Here is a 1,180-nt window from a genome sequence, read left to right as displayed (position 1 = left end):
GGGCGTTAAATTACTTTCAGGCTCCTACGAATAAGTAAGGATATTATGCAAACTAGGAACGTATTCATAGACACACAGTCATTCATGCAGCAGGGCTTTCGCTTTGATTCGGGTGTGCTGAAAAAACTATCGAAGCTAGGAGAGTACTCCTTAATCAATATCTATATCTCCGAGATAGTTAAAGGTGAAGTTGAAAGTAAGCTGAATGACAAAAGTGACCAGGTCATCATTTCGAAAAATCGATTTACTAAGGATCTGGCATTTATTGAAAGCGGTGTACCAAATGAACTTGCTGAAGCCCTGAAAGATTTCAATGACAAGTTAATACAGGATCAAGTCCACGCTGGTTGGAACTTGTTTTTGTTTCAAAGTAACGTAACGGTATTGGATGCAGACCAATGCAGTGTAAAAGAGCTAGTTTCAAGGTACTTTGGCGCTAAGTTCCCATTTAGTGAAGGGAAGAAAAAAGATGAGTTTCCTGATGCAATATCGTTATTGAGCCTACAAGCTTGGCTTGATGCCAATGAGCAGCAGGTTTACGTCATCAGCGGTGATGGAGATTTGATCGGTTACTGCGAGACATCAGAGCAGTGCCATAGCCTTAAAACTATCTCTGAGTTTCTCGAAATATACAACCAAGCGGAACAGCTACTAACCTCTGTAGTTCATGAGTGTATCGACAAAGACCTATCGTGGATAGAGGAGGTTGTATCTGAAGAGTTCATGAACTCTGGCTTTGTCTTTGAGGGAAGAAATTATGCTGAAGTTACAAGGGTTGGGATAAATCGAATCAACATCGATGATATCCACGTAATAGAAGTAGATGATCATAATGCATATGTTTCTCTCCAAGTATCGTTCAATATCTTGGCAGATATATCAGGAGAAGACTATGAGCATGCAATTTGGGATGGTGTAGATAAAGAGTATGCTTATATTCCTTCCTTCACAGCAGAAATGACTTTTGATGAAACCTATAACACTTCCATTGCGTTTTCTTACGATCAAACTAAGAAGACTATTATTGAATTCACCGAAGTCAATATTGAAGACGGTAGTGATTTAACTCTATATGAAGCTGATGAGTTCCCGTACAAGTAATTTAACAAAGCATTTAAGAGTGATTCGCAACGCTTGGCAGTTTCGCTTCGCTCAAGTATAGCCAAGCGCCGCTCACACC

1 protein-coding gene is annotated in these 1,180 nt (G+C 39.8%); it reads left to right on the top strand.

Annotated features, from left to right (window positions below):
• The first annotated feature begins 45 nt into the window (after positions 1-45).
• Positions 46-1,101 (top strand): PIN domain-containing protein, encoded by a 1,056-nt coding sequence (locus ACHUFZ_RS21220; protein WP_394128712.1) that lies wholly within the window; start codon positions 46-48, stop codon positions 1,099-1,101.
• The last annotated feature ends 79 nt before the right edge of the window (positions 1,102-1,180 follow it).

Origin of the sequence: Vibrio hepatarius, assembly GCF_043642085.1 — a bacterium.
Lineage (GTDB): Bacteria > Pseudomonadota > Gammaproteobacteria > Enterobacterales > Vibrionaceae > Vibrio > Vibrio hepatarius_C.
The sequence above is the reverse complement of the archived record's forward strand: the minus strand, read 5'-3'. Positions and strand labels throughout refer to the sequence as shown.